Origin of the sequence: Escherichia sp. MOD1-EC6021, from assembly GCF_002965245.1 — a bacterium.
Taxonomy (GTDB): Bacteria; Pseudomonadota; Gammaproteobacteria; order Enterobacterales; family Enterobacteriaceae; genus Escherichia; species Escherichia coli_F.
The window spans coordinates 1-17,012 of sequence record NZ_PTRU01000026.1; the positions used below are offsets into that span (position 1 = coordinate 1).

Genomic DNA, 17,012 nt, shown 5'->3' on the forward strand with positions numbered 1-17,012 from the left:
GCGGGGTGGAGCAGCCTGGTAGCTCGTCGGGCTCATAACCCGAAGGTCGTCGGTTCAAATCCGGCCCCCGCAACCAACACTTATGATGCTGATAAACCGCAATGTGTTTCACAGATTGCGGTTTTTTTGTACCTGAAATCTTCCTTAGCTGACCTCATAGCACGTTTTTTATCTCCCTTCCTGCAAAGAAATCTATTATCGACCTGGCAACGTATATCCCGGTTTGCTGGTATGACTCAACGGTGGCGGCCGCAATATGCGGCGTTGTAATGATATTCCTGGCATGTAGCAATGGGCTAAATTGCGCTAGCGGTTCAGAGCTAAACACATCCAGTGCTGCAAAAACATTTCGTTCTTCAATTACCTGAAGTAAAGCACCCTCATCCAGCAACTTTCCCCTTGCGGCGTTGATGATAAGAGCACCATTGCGCATCATCGACAAATATTTATGACTAATGAAGTTCTCCAGCTCCGGAGAAAATGGCAAAAGAACGATGATGACATGAGACTGCATAAAGATATCTTCAATTGATACGAACTGAACTCCATCTTTGCCTGCGGCCTGGAAATCGGGTTGTTTATCAAAAGCTAAAAGCTCAACATCAAAACCAGATAACCTTTTCGCCAGTGTTTTGCCAATATTGCCGTAGCCAAGCAGGCCAATACGTTTACCTTGTAACTCGCAGCCATGCGACTCGCCCCAATAACCATTTTGCATCGCATGATAGCTACCGGGGATATTTCTCATGCTCGCAAAAATAAGACCAATGATAAATTCCGCGACTGCATTTGAATTAATCCCAACAGCATTATTGACCACAATACCTGATTGTCGAGCCGTATGAAGATCAATATTATCAATCCCTGTCCCGAATCTCGATATTATTTTCACTCCTGGTAGTCGCGATAACGTATCCGCTTGATAACAATCTTTTCCGGCAATGACTGCGCAAATAGATTCTCGTAATACTGTGGATTCTGATTTAACCAGATGCTCCACATTATTCTTGATAATAAGGTTAAAATGATTTTCTCTTAGCAGCTTGCTGGCAGAAACACAACGCGCTGAAAAGCTGGGAACGGTGACCAGAACGTTTTTCATAGCTGACACTCACATCAATGAACGCCACCCCAAAAGATGGCGTGACCGGTTACTGTTTTATATTCTAAAATTATGAGTTTGCTTTAATACCGAGCGCACCTCCTGGATGATATAAGCCGAAATCAGCACGAGTAAACTTTTTCAATTCGGAGAGCGCAAGCGCCACCGCATCACCAACAACCAGAACGACTGTTGATGAGCATGACGGCGCTAAACCTAAATTATCCGCCTCACTTTTTACGGGAATTTCAACGGATAAATCACAACTTATCGCAAGCGATGAGCGATGACTGCGGGTAAAGGAGATCAAATAATTACCCATTTTTTTCAGACTAGGTAGTGTTGCCAGGATTTCTGTCGTCTCACCACTGTTTGAAATAAGAATAACAACATCATCTTTCGCCACCATCCCAAGATCGCCGTGTACGGCTTCAGTACCGTGAACAAAAAATGAGGGAGTTCCAGTGCTGGCAAATGTTGCGGCGAGTTTTCGGGCAATAATACCGGACTTACCGACACCAATAAAAACAACTTTCCCCTGACAAGACTGTAATACTTTAATTAAATTTGCGACCTCCGAAAGGGGGGAATCAATAACTTCTTCAACTGCTTTATGTTCGTTACGCATAAAATGTTTAATGAGATGGATAAGATCCGTGCTGTTCATTTTTATTTTCCTTGATTAATATTTTTAATTACACTCGCAAGACGCGTAAGCCCCATATATAATTTTTCTCGACCGCAGGCCAGGTTCAGACGAAGGTAGCCCTCCCCCTCCGTTCCATAGACATTCCCCGCCATAATGCCCACTTTGCCTTCATGAATTAATCGACTGTAGAATTCATCAAAGGGATAACCAATAGCAGAGCAATCTATCCACGAAAAATAGCAACCATCAGCTGGCCTTACGATCAATTCTGGAGTATTTTCGTTCAGATACTGCTGGGTGAATTGAATGTTAGAGGCAATATGTGCCTTTAATGACTTTAACCATTCCTCACATTCGTTATAGGCAATAATAGTTGCAATTATATTCAGTACGGATGGGGAGTTTACAAAATCGCGATATCTTGATATCGTTCTGAACTTATGATTAAAATTATCGTCAGTTGAAATAATATACGATCCTGTTAGCGCAGGAACATTAAATGTCTTCGATATCGAATTAAACACCACTAATTTTTCTTTTTTTATTTTAAGCGCAGATGTAAAGCTACGATTAAAAACAAAATCACTGTGAATTTCATCTGAACATAACCAGACATTATGTCTTGCACAGCTTGCAGCGATTTTATGCAGATCTTCTTCCGACCAGACGGTTCCTGTCGGGTTATGAGGATTACATAATAACACCATCTTTGCGCTTTGAATCTTAAGATCAAAATCTTGCCAATTGATAGCGTAGCCCCCCTCATTTTTTATAATCAAAGAGGCTGTCAGAATATTTCTCTCGCTATGTTTAATTATATCAAAAAATGCATTATAGACAGGTGTAAAAACGAGAATATTATCACCATGCGATGTCAATAACTCTATTGCTTTAGCAATGGAGTACATCACGCTTGGGCTATAGGTGATCCATTCTGGTTTGATTTCAGTTTTATATTGTTGATGATACCAATTGACTATCGCATTCAGATAGTCATCATGCTGCCAACGGCTGTACCCTAAAATCGGGTGTTCCAGACGTTTTCTTAATGCCCTGATGATAGCTTCCGGTATCGGAAGATCCATATCTGAAATAGAGAATGGTAATACATCTTTTACACCAAATCTGTCCTCGCAAAAGTCCCATTGGGTACAATATGTTCCTTTGCGGGAAATAGGAGTATTAAAAACATCCATCAGCATATCCCCATGTAGTTATCCATATCCCGACGCAAGGCGATGACTTTAGTACCGATAATGACTTGTAGGGTATTTTGATCAAGTTTAACAACCGCAATTCCGCCAGCTCTTTTTATTGCTGCCTCGTCAATCAATCCCATATCTGCGATTGTTAAACGTAAACGAGTTACGCAATTATCCAGGGATTTAATATTCTCTTTACCACCAAGTGCCTTAACCATCTGCTCCGCTGCTTGCAGCTCTGATTTATCAAGCGTTGGGATATCCGCTATAGCCGTATCCTCATGAGCGTTCAGCGTGACAGGACTGGACTCTTCACGGCCTACCGTCATCAGGTTAAATTTGAGAATAGTCCAACGGAACACAAAGTAATAAATAAAGAAATAGGCCACTTCGACACACACCGCTATTGGCCAACCTGTTCTTGTGCCACGCAATACGCCAAAGCTAATAAATTGAATCAGATCGCCAGTAAATCCCATCTTCACGCCCATATATGGCAAGACCATGTTGGCGAATCCATTCATAAAAGCATGGAAGACAAATAGCAGTGGACTGACAAATAAGAACAGAAACTCAATCGGTTCGCTGACGCCGCCAATAATGACTGTAAGCACCCCGGAAATAAGCAATGCTTTGATAGCTTTTCTGTTTTGAGCATGAGCAGTGCGATACATCGCCAGCGCGGCACCAGCCAGACCATACTGAATCATCAGTTTGCCCTGTTCCATTTTCCCCGCCAAATCCAGCGGAATGACCGCATTCTCTTTGACGTACGCCATAAACATGTTCAGGGTGCCATAATACTCTTCGCCGCCGATCACTGCCGATCCGCCGATGGGGGTAAAGCGGAAAACTGACGTCACCAGGTGATTTAAACCAAAAGGTATCGTCACGCGTTCGGCGACTGCATAGAAAAAATAGCCAACAGGACCGGAAGTTGAAATCCAGTGGCCAATGAGCATGAAAAGATTGAAAAATGGCGGCCAGATAAAAGGGATGATCAGACCAAATCCACTCATCACAATCAGTGTAATAATAGGCACCAAGCGTGGGCCACTATAAAATCCTAATGATTCAGGAATACGTAAGTTAACGATCTTTTTATACATACTGGCGACTAATAATCCTGCTATAATCCCACCCAACACACTGGTATTGTAGGACTGGATTCCCAGAATAATGGTTTGCCCATGTGTCGACATTTGATCAGCAGCGACCAATAAGTCATGTTGTTTAAGATAAAAGTTCGTTCCCAGATGCATCGCCATGAAACCAATTAAGCCAGAAAAAGCGCCATAGGCTTTATCCTCTTTCTCTTTTAATAACCCCAGAGGTATAGCTATCGCAAACAATACAGGTAAATTGACAAAGGCAAACAAACCAAGGCTAACAATAAAATCAAGTATGGTTTTAATTACGGGAATAGCCAGTAGTGGAATTAATTTTGCCATATCATCGCTGGCTAAACCACTTCCTAGCCCTAACATCATGCCACATACACTTAGCAGAGCGATGGGATACATAAATGCCTTTCCCAGGCTCTGAAAAAAACTCCAGGCTTTCTTTTGTTTCATGCGGGTTATCTCATATAAATGTTATATATAATTAGTCCATTAATACTTTGGTGCGAATAGAGAGATATAGTTTTTCTTCCAAAATCAATTCATATTTAAAAGTGGCGTACAAATACCTTTCAATTTCATGAATTGCGCGCTGTAACAGAATGTCTTTCTCAAGAAACTGTTCATAGAGATCACCAATATCTTTCTGTTTTATTTTTTCATTGCATAATACGCGACTTGAAAAATATTTAAGGTGTATCATGAACCTGGAATAATTAAATGAACTTCTGTCCACCTTTCTGTTATAAACAACTTCAATAAGCCCCGTGATTATTTGCGACAACTCAATAATCCGTACTGATTCATAATCAACTGAATTTTCATAATTATTTAAGATATGCAATGCTATAAAACCAATCTCATCATCAGGAAGTTGAACGCTGAATTGCTCATTAATGATAGTTAATGCATCGCGACTTATCGCATACTCTGCTTTGTACAACGCTTTGATTTCATCAAGGAAAACATTATTAATTTGTATGCCTGAAGCGACTCGGGATATTGCATTCGAAATATGATCAGCAAGAATCAATAGTAGCGATGGATTGAGATTTTTTTCGAGATTGTTCTCCGCATATTGCACTATTTTTTCGGCAACAAAAACATACTCAATATCCACATGTTCAATCAATTTGTAGAGTTTATTTTTTTGTTCATTTCTGACATAAAAAATCCGGTTAGCCGGATGCTCAGGGACCGACATTCCATATTTTTTGTTGTAACCGACGCCAGGCCCAGAAATGATAACCTCCTGTCCATTCATCGATGCCTGTACACAATTATTGTTCATGACTTTTTCGATGATCATTCCATAGCTCCAAAAAAAAAGGCAAGGCACGTCAGAAGTAATAATTACTTCAAACATTGCCTTGCCTGATTTAACAGTTACAAGATGATTAACTAATGCATATACATTACACGGAATTGTGCTTAATTAAAGAGATGGCCGGCTTATTTTTCAAGCCGACATTCAAATATTCGACATCAGTCACAAAACCAACGTCTAATATTCAGGTAAATATTATCTATTCAACGAAATATAAATTCATTGAATAAATAAAAACATTATCCCCTTCTCGCCAGCGTCGCCCCATCGGCAAAATACGCTTTTATCCCTGCGAGGATTGATTCCGCAACTTCCTGCTGGAAGGTTGCCGTTTTCAGTTTACGTTCTTCCTCAACGTTACTGATAAACGCCGTTTCGACCAAAATGGAGGGTATATCAGGCGCTTTCAGCACGGCAAACCCGGCTTGTTCAACCTGATTTTTATGCAGCTTGTTGATTTTACCGAGCTTATTCAACACAGCTTTACCAAACTTCAGACTGTCGGCAATGGTCAGCGACTGCACCATATCGAACATAGTATGGTCGACATAACGGTCGCCGCTCTTACTCACGCCACCAATCAAGTCCGAGGCGTTCTGAGTTTGCGCCAGATATTTTGCCGCGGTACTGGTTGCACCTTTGGTAGAGAGCGCAAACACAGAGGAACCGCTCGGCTGGCGACTGGTAAAGGCATCGGCATGAATAGAGACAAACAAGTCAGCACGCTGTTTCTGTGCTTTTGCTACGCGCACTTGCAACGGAATGAAGATGTCTTCATTACGGGTCATGTAAACTTTCATATTGCCCTCTTTCTCAATCAGAGAGCGCAAACGGCGGGCAATTTGCAATACCACGTCTTTTTCACGCGTTTTGTATTTCCCCACCGCACCGGAGTCTTCGCCGCCATGGCCAGGGTCAAGCATAATGACAATCGGACGATCGCGCCCTGCTTTGCCTGGCTGCGGGCCACTCTGCGCAGGCGGCACCTGCTTTTCGAGATCGCCTTTATTGTAATCCTCCAGCAGCGCCAGCAGCGGGTCCTGCATGTCCTGAGCATTGGCAGGATAGAGATCCATCACCAGACGCTCTTTAAACCCGGCGACCGGAGCAAGGGCAAACAGCTGCGGTTTTACGTTTTGCTTTAACTCAAAAACCATCCGCACGGTTTGCGGGTCAAACTGCCCGACGCGCGCCGACTTGATGAACGGGTCATCAGCACGAATTTGTGCCGCCATCCCCTTGAGCACTGAGTTCAGGTTTACATCTTCGATATCCACCACCACGCGTTCAGGGTTACTCAACGCGAACTGCTTATATTTCAGCTGACGATTAGATTCTACCGTCACACGGGTGTAGCTGGACGCAGGCCAGACGCGCACCGCCACGACCTGGCTGACCGCAGCCAGACTGACCTGACTTACGCTCAATAGCCACATGGCACCCGCGCCTTGCAGTAAACGACGACGGCTGATTGCTGTGTTGGATCCCGACATGCATCTCCCGAGCAAAAAAATCTAAGCTGTGTAACAAATAAACGACTAATTTGACCGGAAACTTTAGCGAAAGACGCATAATCTGTCATCTAATAAACGGTAAACATTCTTTTTATATTCACGGCATTACTGATAAAAAAGTTGCTCATGCGTAAAATTTGCACTTGCACCCAGTGAAAAAACAGAATAAAAATACAATAATTACGAATAATCATGCAAAGAGGTGTGCCGTGGTGAAGGAACGTAAAACCGAGTTGGTCGAGGGATTCCGCCATTCGGTTCCTTATATCAATACCCACCGGGGAAAAACGTTTGTCATCATGCTCGGCGGTGAAGCCATTGAGCATGAGAATTTCTCCAGTATCGTTAATGATATCGGGTTGCTGCACAGCCTCGGCATCCGTCTGGTCGTGGTCTATGGAGCGCGCCCGCAGATCGATGCAAATCTGGCAGCGCATCACCACGAACCGCTATATCACAAAAATATACGCGTGACCGACGCCAAAACACTAGAACTGGTGAAGCAGGCTGCGGGAACATTGCAACTGGATATTACTGCTCGCCTGTCGATGAGTCTCAATAACACGCCGCTGCAGGGCGCGCATATCAACGTCGTCAGTGGCAATTTTATTATTGCCCAGCCGCTGGGCGTGGATGACGGTGTGGATTACTGCCATAGCGGGCGTATCCGGCGGATTGACGAAGATGCGATTCATCGTCAACTGGACAGCGGTGCGATAGTGCTGCTGGGGCCGGTCGCGGTTTCAGTCACTGGCGAGAGCTTTAATCTGACCTCGGAAGAGATCGCCACTCAACTGGCCATCAAACTGAAAGCTGAAAAGATGATTGGTTTTTGCTCTTCACAGGGCGTCACTAATGACGACGGCGATATTGTCTCCGAGCTTTTCCCTAACGAAGCACAAGCGCGGGTAGAAGCTCAGGAAGAGAAAGGCGATTACAACTCCGGTACGGTGCGCTTTTTGCGTGGTGCGGTGAAAGCCTGCCGCAGCGGCGTACGTCGCTGTCATTTAATTAGTTACCAGGAAGATGGCGCGCTGTTGCAAGAGTTGTTCTCACGTGACGGTATCGGTACGCAGATTGTGATGGAAAGCGCCGAGCAAATTCGTCGCGCAACCATCAACGATATTGGCGGCATTCTGGAGTTGATTCGCCCACTGGAGCAGCAAGGTATTCTGGTACGCCGTTCTCGCGAGCAACTGGAGATGGAAATCGACAAATTCATTATTATTCAGCGCGATAACACGACTATTGCCTGCGCAGCACTCTATCCGTTCCCGGAAGAGAAGATTGGGGAAATGGCCTGTGTGGCCGTTCACCCGGATTACCGCAGCTCATCAAGGGGCGAGGTTTTGCTGGAGCGCATTGCCGCTCAGGCGAAGCAAAGCGGATTAAGCAAATTGTTTGTACTGACCACGCGCAGTATTCACTGGTTCCAGGAACGTGGATTTACCCCGGTGGATATTGATTTACTGCCCGAGAGCAAAAAGCAGTTGTACAACTACCAGCGTAAATCCAAAGTGTTGATGGCGGATTTGGGGTAAGTGGTGGAAATCGCCAGATGCGACATGCGCAATGCCTGGAGGCATGATAAACACGCTAGCATCGCATCAGGTATTGACGCTCATCGTCGGATGCGGCGTGAACGCCTTATCCGACCTACATCAAATCAAAGGTGTTGATGGCGGATTTAGGGTAAGCGACGGAAATCGCCAGATGCGCATATGCGCAATGCCCGGAGGCATGACAGGACGCGCATGCGTCGCATCAGGCAATCACGTTTATTCCCGCGAACTAAACAACGCCGCCAGACCACTGCGCCGCTCAGTACGAGTGGCGATTGCCGCACTTAATATGCGCTCATCGGCATACAACGACAGACGGCGACGCGCGCGGGTCACCGCAGTGTAAACCAGCTCTCGCGTTACAACTGGCGTGCGTTGGCTCGGTAAAATCAACGCCGCATGGTCAAACTCCGATCCCTGCGATTTATGTACCGTCATCGCCCACGTGGTTTCGTGTTCTGGCAGGCGGCTCGGTTGCACAGACTTAATATTGCCATCCGGCATCGCAAACCAGACGCGCGTCCCCTGCCCGCGATCCAGCGCAATACCGATATCGCCATTAAACAACCCAAGCGCGCTGTCATTACGGGCAATCATCACTGGTCGGCCTTCGTACCAACGAGAGTGCGGATGACGATGAATTTTGCGCTTCTGTTGCATAAACTGCTCAATTCGCTCATTCAGTCCAGCCACGCCAAACGGCCCTTCCCGCAGGGCGCACAAAAGCTGATACTCATTGAACGCCTGAATGATTAAATCCGGCTCGGCACGTGCCTGAAGCAGATCCAGATAACGCCCGTAACCCGCAAGAGCCTCCTCAAGCATCGCAATATAGTCTTCGCCGCTCTGTAAAAGCCGTTTTTCGATATCAGTAAAATCCTGCTGAAAAACGGTTTTCACTGCCGTTTTATCACCACGGTTGATCGCCGCAGCTAACTGACCAATGCCAGAATCGCTGCCGAAACGATAGCTTTTTTGCAGCAGGCAGAGACTGTCGCGCAAAGATGCCGCTTCCGTACCGCTTCCCGCCGGGACGTGGCTTCCCGTCAGGCGGCTTAGCTGCCCGGCACGCTCTGCGGTAAAGCCCGCATTGGCATAAGCGCAGATATCGCCCAGCACAGCTCCAGCCTCAACTGAGGCCAGTTGATCGCGATCACCGAGGAAGATCACTCTGGCATGATCGGGCAACGCATCGATCAGGCGCGACATCATGGGGAGATCGATCATTGACGCTTCATCTACCACCAGCACATCAAGATGCAGCGGGTTACCGGCATGATGGCGTAAACGCTGGCTACCCGGCTGCGCACCCAGCAATCGGTGCAAAGTGCTGGCATCTTCCGGAATGCGTTTCTTTTGTTCATCGGGCAGCGGTAACTGGCGCAAAGCCTTGCCGAGAGATTCGGTTAAGCGCGCAGCAGCTTTACCCGTTGGTGCAGCCAGACGGATACGGCAGCGTTCGCCGTCTGCCATTTGAATTAACGCTGCCAGCAACTTCGCTACGGTGGTCGTTTTACCGGTGCCAGGGCCGCCGGAAATCACCGAGATCCGCCGCGTCAGCGCCACTGCCGCCGCCACTTTTTGCCAGTTAATTTCATCGCTTACTGGAAAAAGTTTGTCCAGGGTTTGCGCCAGTAAAGCTTCATCAACCTCAATGGCATGATTCACTTCGTTGAAAAAGCGTGCCACTGTGCGCTCGTTACACCACATGCGATTCAAATAAAGACGATCACCACAGAGGATCATCGGCGTTGGTTCATCTCCCCGGCTGACCGCTTGTGAAGCCAGCAAGCATTCTTCCCAATTTTGTAACTCACCGATTTCGCTGACGCAGGTTGCTAACAGCGGATGTGACTCCTCGTTATTTTCCAGTCGTGAGAGCGGTAAACAGACATGCCCTTCCCCGGCGTCGTGGCTTAACAGGGCTGCCGCGAGGGTGACGGCAGGATGTTCATCTCCCGCCACGGTCAGGGCAAATTGCACATCCAGCGGGCGTAGCTGTTTGTGCTCCACAGCTTCCAGTAATTGCTTTTGCAATTTCATTACGCCTCCTCCAGGGTCATACCGGCAAACATCTCATCCATCAGGTCAATCAACCCGGCGTTGGGTCGGGTTGTGTAAATCCCTTGTTGCGGATGTTCTTTATCAACGCCACGCAGGAACAGATAGATAACGCCGCCAAAGTGACGATCATAGTCGTAATCAGCAATGCGATGGCGCAGATAACGATGCAGCGCCAGGGTATAAAGCTGATATTGCAGATCATAGCGGTGTGCCTGCATCGCCGCTGCCATAGCCTGTTGGGTATAAGCCGAACTGTCTTCACCCAGCCAGTTGGATTTATAGTCGAGCAGGTAATAACGCCCTTCGTGGCGGAATACCAGGTCAATAAAGCCTTTTAACATGCCGCGTACCTGCATGAACTCCAGCGGCGGGCAGCCAGCGGATAGCGGATCAAACTGGCGAATTAGTGCATCAAGCTGGCTGGCGATGAGCGGTTCACTAATCGGCAGGTAAAACTCCATCTCCACCTGTTTATCGCGGTCGGAAAGCTGATTCAGGCTAACACCCGTTTCATTGAGAGGTGCCTGGAGGACAGCCGTGATCCACTCGGTCAACACTGGTTCCCACTGCGATTCAAAGCCGCCGAGCTCCAGTTTTTCCTGTACCCAGTTCGGGTCAACCGGCTGGGTAAAATCGAGGTCTTCAAACAAACTGTGCAAGAATGTCCCTGGTGACGCACCACGCGGGAACTGATGCGGTGTTAACGTCGGTTCTTCTACGGTGCTGACCACGCCTGCGGCATCAACATCCAATCGTGGCATCAAATCCTGGGCGATACCGTGACCACGCTGCTGCAAACCTGAATAGCTGGTGACGCGCCAGTTATCGCCAGGCAATCGTTGTAGCGTCCTCGCATTCAGTTCTGCAGTTAAAGCATCATTAACCTGCCAGGGCTGGTTATCACCCGTTTGTGCCGTTTGCCAGGCAATATCATCATCGCATAACGCTTCAATACAGGTGCGAAGCCCTGCCGCATCTTGCGGTTCCCCTTTTTGCAGCAAACGCCCGAGCGCACTTTGGTGGACGTCGGTGTCACCTTTTTTATCGCCACGACGGCGCACCAGCGGTGCAACGCCGAGACTGCAATGCCAAACCGAACGCGTCAGCGCAACGTAAAGCAAACGCAGATCTTCCGCCAGACGTTCGGCCTCCGCGAGGTCGACGCTTTCTGGCGCAGCATTAAGATCCAGAACAGCCTCAAACGAGTGGCGATCGTGATAAAACGCCTGATCCTGGACGCGGAAATTGGTGATAAACGGCAGCCAGACCAATGGATATTCCAGCCCTTTCGATTTGTGGATCGTGACAATCTGCACCAGATGTTTATCACTTTCGAGACGCATTTGTTGGCTGGAGGCATTACTGTCTGGCTCGAGGATATGTTGTGATAACCAGCGTACCAGCGCATGTTCACTTTCCAGCTGCGTTCCGGCTTCTTGTAGCAATTCGCTGATATGCAAGATATCGGTAAGACGCCGCTCACCGCCTGCTGTTGCCAGCAAGTTTTCTGCAATGTTACGCGCCGACATCAGCGCCCGCAGCATCGGCATAACGCCACGTTTGCGCCAGATTTGCCGATAACCATCGAACTCTTCGACTACCGCATCCCACGCATGTTCGTCATTATTCAGCGTTTCAATATCCAGCGCATTCAGCCCCATCATTGACGTTGCCAGCGCACTGCGCAGGGTGTTCTCACGTTCTGGTGTCATCACCGCCTGCAACAGCCAAAGCATCTCCTGCGCTTCCAGAGTTTCAAAAACACTGTCGCGGTTCGAAAGGTAAACGGAAGGGATTTCCAGCAGCGTTAAGGCATCGCGCACCTGAGCGGCCTCCTGGCGGCTGCGCACCAGCACACTGATGTCCGAAGCACGCACCGGACGCGCGTCGTCGCCGTTCATCAGCAACGCTTCGCCCCGCTGTCCGGCTTGTAGCCAGTCGCGGATTTGCGCAGCACATACCTGCGCCATGGTACTTTGATAGTCGCCAACGCCGCAGCTTTCGCCTTCCATCAGCCACATTTTCATCGCAGGCTGCGTTTCACCTTTAAACACAAAACGTAACGCCTGATTTTTCCCGGCTGATTTCACTGGAATAAACGGTATTTCGCGAAACATGAACGCGTCATCAGTCTGACTGAAAAGCTTATTCACGCTGTTCACCATTCCTGGTGCGGAGCGCCAGTTGGTATCTAAGGTGTAGTGGGCGTGAACTTCGCTACGCGCCTTCATATAAGTGAAGATATCCGCACCCCGGAATGCATATATGGCCTGTTTCGGGTCGCCAATCAGCAACAAAGCGGTTTCCGGCTGATGGTGCCAGATACGGCGAAAAATTCGGTACTGCTGGGGGTCGGTATCCTGAAATTCATCAATCATTGCCACCGGGAATCGCGTACGGATCGCCGCTGCCAACACCTCGCCGCTTTCGCTACGCAGCGCGGAATCGAGCCGACTTAACATGTCATCAAAACCCAATTCGCCACGGCGGCGTTTTTCACGCGCTACTGTTTCGCGGATCTCAGCCAATGCGCGGGTGATCACCAGATCACGGATCGACAATGGTTCTGCAAGCAGTTGATCGATCGCCTCAAACAGTGGATGTCGCGGGGTTTCCCCCCCGGCTTTCGTGCGATCTTCTAAGAAACGCTGAGAGAATTTTTCCAGCGACTCCGGTAACTGATAACTGTTGGTCTCTTCTTCTGCCCAGGCACTGATCTTCTCGATCCATTTAGCCTGATTGCTACGGTTAAACTTGCGTCGATCAATACCAGAAGATTCGATCAGCGCATCCAGTTCACCCACTGCGTCGCGCCACTGCTGTTTTACCGTATCAATACGCGCCACAATTTGCGCGTGGCGGGAAGCCAGCGTTTCATCATCGGGCGGCGGTGCTTTGATAACCGGTGCTTCGCCTTGCAGATAACGATTAATATCGCGCAGCAACGCCTGCGGCCCTTTCCAGGTTTCAAAGACCACCTGGGCAATTTCACGCGGCAGCGGGTAGCAGTGGCGACGCCAGAAATCGGCGCAGGCCTGGTAGCGTAGCAGAGACTCATCTTCAATCAGCTGCTGCTCAAACAGCATGCCGGATTCAAAGGCATTCAAGTTGAGCATGCGCTGGCAAAAACCGTGAATAGTAAAGACTGCCGCTTCATCCATCTGCCGTTCGGCTAACAACAACCACTGCGCGGCTTGCGCTTTATCGTCGATCTCTTCCAGCAGGCGTTCGTACAGTGGATTGTCGGTGGTTTCACGCAGACAGGCGATACGCAACTCGTGAATATTGCTACGGATACGACCGCGCAATTCTGCCGTGGCAGCCTCGGTAAAGGTCACCACCAGCAGTTCTTCAACGGTCAGCGGGCGGGGAAAGGCGGCAGAACCGCCTAGTCCAAGTAACAGGCGCAAATAGAGCGCCGCAATCGTAAAGGTTTTGCCTGTGCCGGCAGAGGCTTCAATCAGGCGCTCGCCCTGTAAGGGCAAGCGCAAAGGATCTAGTGTCTCGGCGACATCACTCATTCTTTTCACTCATCAGGGGCATTGTTTGCTGCAACGCGCTGACGTTCTCCCACACTTTCCAACCTTCAGGATGCACATATTCTGCCTTCCCGTTTTGGCTGCCGGAAATTTGCGACAGAATAGCCATACCTTGCGGCTCAACCACCGCCTGATGGAAGAAATCAGCAAGTTTTTGCGGCGTCAGCAGTTTTATCTGGGCCACGATTTTATCACGCGAATCGAAGCGCATATTGCCGCGATCGAAATCTTTACTTAACTTCGATGCTTCTTCGCCGAGCGTTTGCGGTGCCTGCAGCATCTGGGTTATTACCGCCTGCTGGATTTGCGCAAACTCTTCTGGCTTCATCGTCCGCAATTTTGCCTCTGCGGTTGGGAAAAACGCCTTGTAACGCTCCCACAAGAATGAAGGCTGTTTATCATTGCTTTGCAACAGGAAGCCCATGCCCCACTGACGTCCCACGCTCATTGGAAACGCAAACACGGCATAGCCCAACTGTTCTTCGGTACGCAACTGATTGTAGAACCACGGCTGTACGATCTGCCCCAGCAGAGAGCTATAGGCTGAGCTGGTGTATTCATCGTAGCCAGTCGGTACAAATACCGCTGCCAGTGCGGAGTCGGTGCTGTTACCGGCTTTTTCAAAGATGACGGATTGTTTTTTATCGACCACGACATCTTTGTTACGACACCACTCCGAACCATCAGCGCCCAACTGTTTTTGCACATCGCGTGCCAGCGTTGTTGCCTGGGCTTCGGTCATGTTGCCAATAACCATAAACTCTGGTCGAGCCCCTGATTTTAAGGCGTCGCGATAGGCCAGCACCTCTTTCAAAGTGATTGAAGGCAAAATTTTGCGCCGTTCATCTCGCGAGAAGTACGGCACTTGCGAGAGCATCTGCGCGGGCATAATCGCCTGCTCGAACGCTTTGCCCTTTTCTGCGGAATCCATCATCTGGTTATACCAGGACTTCGCCTGCTCAAGCTGATCTTCCGTAGCGGTATAGCTAAAGTAGCCCTCCAGCAGAGCCTGGAACAGCTGCGGCAGGCGCTGGGTGTAACCATTGGCATTAACCATAAGGCCGTTGTTAGCATTGGTGGAAAAACTTATGCCACCAACCGACGCCTGGTTGCTTAACTGATCAAGCGCCAGTCCGGCAAGATAATCATTGAGCGCAAACATCACCTGATTGCGGGCGCTGTCCATGGCTTTCGGGTTACGCAAAATCAGGCTAACATCGGCTTTGGGTTCGCTGGCAAAATAACGGCTTGGCGCATACACCACGCGCAGATTCGACTCATCAACAATCAGCTCTGGATGGTCGTATTTCTTCTCTGACTTAATCAGCGAGAAATCGTCAGGAATATAAGGGTTAAGCTCCGGTAAGGAGAGCGCAATATTGGCGGCTTTTTTCTGCCAGTCAGCGAAAGTTTGTGGGCTGATTTTATCGACCTGATACGGAGCATCGACAAAATAAGCCGTTTTGTTATGCGGCTCTTTCGGGCTGATATACCAGATACGCGCATTCTGCGGCGTCATCATCGCCAGACGTTCTTTTACCGCTTTAGCGTCGTACCGATCGGCAATATTGACTGCATCCAGCGTATGCTCAACAGGAACGCGAATCATGGTATCCGCCAGCCATTCAACATAATCCATATCGCGAGTGATCGACGGATAACGGAAGTCGATATCCAGTACATTGGCCAGTTCATCAAAATATTGTTTATCAATACCTTTTTCACGCAACAGATTGAGATAGCTGAATATTGCCGCCACAACCTGATCGCGATTAGCCAGACCTTTATCGGTTAAAGACGCAGAGATGGCTAATACGCCGCTGTTGCCGTTGACAATAGGATCGGAGTTGGCGCTAATGCCCTCAACTAATCCCTGCTTTTGTAGCCAGTCAGAAAGCGTTCCAGGACTGCGATTGCCAATCAGATAGGTAATCAACTCATCCGTTTTACTACGAAACTTCGCTGAGTTGTTATCGATGCGAAACTCAACGCGCAGAACTTTACGCGGCAGCGCCGGGACGTAATGAATGATAATGCCCTTTTGCGCGTCGGTGACTACCGGCACGGTGATTTCCGGTTTTTTGCTCTCTTTGTTCGGCACGCGACCAAAAGTGTCCGCCGCCATTTTTGCCAACTCCGACAACGGTTTATTGCTGTAAATAACCGCCTTCATCAGATTGGCAGAGTAATATTTCTCGTGAAAATCTTTCAGCGCCTGCTGCACCGGATTTCCGGGTTTGTCGCTTAAAGTTTCGAGGTTACCACCAGAAAACTTTGAACCGGGGTGTGCCGGGTTAATGGTTTCTGCGCTGACCTGTGCCATGCGCATCCCGTCACGCGTACGCGCCATGGTTAATTCGGCATTCACTGCATTACGTTCACGTTCGGCGTATTTCTTGTCGAGCAAGGGTTCTGCAATAGCGTCCGCCAGGCGGTCTACCGCACCGGGCAAGGCGTCGTTCTCAACTTCCAGATAGAAAGCCGTGCGATACGGTGCCGTGCTGGCATTGTGACTGCCGCCGTGCATTTTGAGATATTCGGCCAGACTGTCAGCCTGCGGGTACTTTTTCGACCCCATCAGACTCATATGTTCAAGGTAATGTGCCAGCCCCTGGTACGCCTCGGGATCTTCCAGCGACCCAACGGGCACCACCAGCGCCGAGAGCGATTTAACCGCCTGCGGATCAGAAACCAGCAAGACCACCATACCGTTATCCAGACGTATAGCCTGATACTGGCGGTTATCTTTATCACTTTTACGGATGGTTTCCTGAATCGGCTGCCATCCCGTTTCTGCCTGACTTAAGGGTGCCCAAAGGGCAACAAACAACAATAATGCTTTGAACCAGGTGCTGCGGGGCATTCACGGACCTCATTATCAACTTTATTTTCTAACCAGATTCAATACGTTAACGAAAATTATCCGGCAGAA

10 protein-coding genes are annotated in these 17,012 nt (G+C 48.6%); 1 reads left to right on the forward strand and 9 read right to left on the reverse strand.

Going from position 1 to position 17,012, the window contains the following annotated elements:
- Positions 1-154 precede the first annotated feature (154 nt).
- From BEB54_RS22065 to amiC, 6 genes are all read right to left on the reverse strand, one after another.
- Positions 155-1,102, reverse strand: coding sequence for a phosphoglycerate dehydrogenase (locus BEB54_RS22065; protein ID WP_001318019.1), 948 nt, complete (start codon positions 1,100-1,102; stop codon positions 155-157).
- Between the two features lie 70 nt (positions 1,103-1,172).
- Positions 1,173-1,769, reverse strand: coding sequence for a KpsF/GutQ family sugar-phosphate isomerase (locus BEB54_RS22070; protein WP_001089172.1), 597 nt, complete (start codon positions 1,767-1,769; stop codon positions 1,173-1,175).
- Positions 1,770-1,771: 2 nt separating this feature from the next.
- Positions 1,772-2,947 carry a MalY/PatB family protein gene (locus BEB54_RS22075; RefSeq protein WP_105276680.1) on the reverse strand — a complete coding sequence of 392 codons (1,176 nt, stop codon included), beginning with the start codon at positions 2,945-2,947 and terminating at the stop codon, positions 1,772-1,774.
- Positions 2,947-4,527, reverse strand: coding sequence for a PTS transporter subunit EIIC (locus tag BEB54_RS22080; protein WP_000810571.1), 1,581 nt, complete (start codon positions 4,525-4,527; stop codon positions 2,947-2,949). The genes BEB54_RS22075 and BEB54_RS22080 overlap by 1 nt, the downstream gene beginning before the upstream one ends.
- Positions 4,528-4,558: 31 nt before the next feature.
- Entirely contained in the window at positions 4,559-5,383 is an 825-nt protein-coding gene (locus BEB54_RS22085; RefSeq protein ID WP_001318021.1) for a PRD domain-containing protein, read from the reverse strand.
- A 257-nt stretch (positions 5,384-5,640) separates the two neighbouring features.
- The gene (gene amiC / locus BEB54_RS22090; RefSeq protein ID WP_000016907.1) at positions 5,641-6,894 is read right to left on the reverse strand and encodes an N-acetylmuramoyl-L-alanine amidase AmiC; all 1,254 of its coding nucleotides are present in this window, start codon (positions 6,892-6,894) and stop codon (positions 5,641-5,643) included.
- 230 nt (positions 6,895-7,124) lie between these two features.
- Between amiC and argA the strand changes: the two genes are divergently transcribed.
- Positions 7,125-8,456: an amino-acid N-acetyltransferase gene (argA, locus tag BEB54_RS22100; RefSeq protein ID WP_105282282.1), complete on the forward strand. Its 1,332-nt coding sequence runs from the start codon at positions 7,125-7,127 to the stop codon at positions 8,454-8,456.
- 237 nt (positions 8,457-8,693) lie between these two features.
- Here the strand turns inward: argA and recD are convergent, their stop codons facing one another.
- The 3 genes from recD to ptrA are packed head-to-tail and all read right to left on the reverse strand — an operon-like array spanning position 8,694 to position 16,943.
- Positions 8,694-10,520, reverse strand: coding sequence for an exodeoxyribonuclease V subunit alpha (gene recD, locus BEB54_RS22105; RefSeq protein ID WP_105276681.1), 1,827 nt, complete (start codon positions 10,518-10,520; stop codon positions 8,694-8,696).
- Entirely contained in the window at positions 10,520-14,062 is a 3,543-nt protein-coding gene (gene recB / locus BEB54_RS22110; RefSeq protein ID WP_105282283.1) for an exodeoxyribonuclease V subunit beta, read from the reverse strand. The genes recD and recB overlap by 1 nt, the downstream gene beginning before the upstream one ends.
- Positions 14,055-16,943: a pitrilysin gene (gene ptrA / locus BEB54_RS22115; protein WP_032185030.1), complete on the reverse strand. Its 2,889-nt coding sequence runs from the start codon at positions 16,941-16,943 to the stop codon at positions 14,055-14,057. Before ptrA ends, recB begins: the two co-directional genes overlap by 8 nt.
- Positions 16,944-17,012 lie beyond the last annotated feature (69 nt).

Bases quoted from the DNA above. Each gene is read 5' to 3' on its own strand.
- ptrA (WP_032185030.1), bottom strand. From the start codon at position 16,943: ATGCCCCGCAGCACCTGGTTCAAAGCATTATTGTTGTTTGTTGCCCTT.
- BEB54_RS22070 (WP_001089172.1), bottom strand. From the start codon at position 1,769: ATGAACAGCACGGATCTTATCCATCTCATTAAACATTTTATGCGTAAC.
- BEB54_RS22080 (WP_000810571.1), bottom strand. From the start codon at position 4,527: ATGAAACAAAAGAAAGCCTGGAGTTTTTTTCAGAGCCTGGGAAAGGCA.
- BEB54_RS22085 (WP_001318021.1), bottom strand. From the start codon at position 5,383: ATGATCATCGAAAAAGTCATGAACAATAATTGTGTACAGGCATCGATG.
- amiC (WP_000016907.1), bottom strand. From the start codon at position 6,894: ATGTCGGGATCCAACACAGCAATCAGCCGTCGTCGTTTACTGCAAGGC.
- BEB54_RS22075 (WP_105276680.1), bottom strand. From the start codon at position 2,947: ATGGATGTTTTTAATACTCCTATTTCCCGCAAAGGAACATATTGTACC.
- recB (WP_105282283.1), bottom strand. From the start codon at position 14,062: ATGAGTGATGTCGCCGAGACACTAGATCCTTTGCGCTTGCCCTTACAG.
- BEB54_RS22065 (WP_001318019.1), bottom strand. From the start codon at position 1,102: ATGAAAAACGTTCTGGTCACCGTTCCCAGCTTTTCAGCGCGTTGTGTT.
- recD (WP_105276681.1), bottom strand. From the start codon at position 10,520: ATGAAATTGCAAAAGCAATTACTGGAAGCTGTGGAGCACAAACAGCTA.